1 protein-coding gene is annotated in these 1,114 nt (G+C 69.7%); it reads right to left on the bottom strand.

What is annotated here, in order from left to right; genetic code table 11:
• The coding region (locus ABD743_RS44325) for an AMP-binding protein (protein WP_344730723.1) at nucleotides 1-1,114 on the bottom strand (1,114 nt) is incomplete at both ends.

Below are 1,114 nucleotides of genomic sequence, written 5' to 3'. Positions count from 1 at the left end.
TCGTTCCACAGCGTCGTCAGGGACCCGGGGGGCAGCGGGAGCTTCACCACGAGCGCTCCGTCCACTCCGGTTTCGACGGGGCGGCCGTCGACGTCGAGCACACCGATGTCCCAGCCGGGAACCGCAACGGTCGGGGACCCGGGCTTGACCGGCATGGGCTCGAGGCCCATGAGGTTCGCGGCGACGGGCCAACCGGTCTCGGTCTGCCACCAGTGGTCGACAACCGGGATCCCGAGCAGATCCTGGGCCCAGCGCAGTGTGTCGGGATCGAGTCGCTCGCCCCCGAGGAACAGGTACCTCATCCGGGAGATGTCGTGGTCGGCGAGGAACGCACCGTCCGGGTCTTCCTTCCTGATCGCCCGCAACCCGGTCGGGGCGATGAACATCGTCCGCACGCCGTGCTCGGCCACCACCCGCCAGAGCTGTCCCGCGTCCGGGGTGCCCACGGGCTTGCCTTCGTAGAGCACGGTGGTCGCGCCGACGAGCAGAGGCGCGTAGACGATGTAGGAGTGCCCGACGACCCAGCCCACGTCGGAGGCGGCGAACATGACATCCCTGGGCGCGACGTCGTAGACATTGCTCATCGTCCAGCACAGGGCGACCGCGTGGCCGCCGTTGTCACGGACCACGCCCTTGGGCTTCCCGGTCGTTCCCGAGGTGTAGAGGATGTAGAGAGGGTCGGTACCGGCCACCGGCACGCAGGCGGCGGGGGTGGCCGCCGCAACGGCGTCGGACCAGTCGACGTCCCGCTCCCCCATCTCGGCCACAGCCTGGGGACGCTGCAGGATCACGCAGGAGTCCGGCTTGTGCCGGGCCTGTTCGACGGCCCGGTCCAGCAGCGGTTTGTACTCGATGATCCGCTTGCCTTCGATCCCGCACGACGCGGCGACGACGACCTTGGGGGTCGCGTCGTCGATTCTGATGGCCAGTTCGTTGGCGGCGAACCCGCCGAACACAACCGAGTGCACGGCCCCGATCCGGGCACAGGCGAGCATGGCGATCGCCGCCTCCGGGATCGTCGGCATGTAGATCACGACCCGATCGCCGCGGGTGACCCCGAGCCCGGTCAGGACGCCGGCGAACTGGGCGACCTCGTGCCGCAGCCGGACGTAGC

The sequence above is a fragment of the Pseudonocardia yunnanensis genome, from assembly GCF_039534065.1.
Taxonomy (GTDB): Bacteria; Actinomycetota; Actinomycetes; order Mycobacteriales; family Pseudonocardiaceae; genus Pseudonocardia; species Pseudonocardia yunnanensis.
This window is presented reverse-complemented; position numbering and strand designations above follow the sequence as displayed.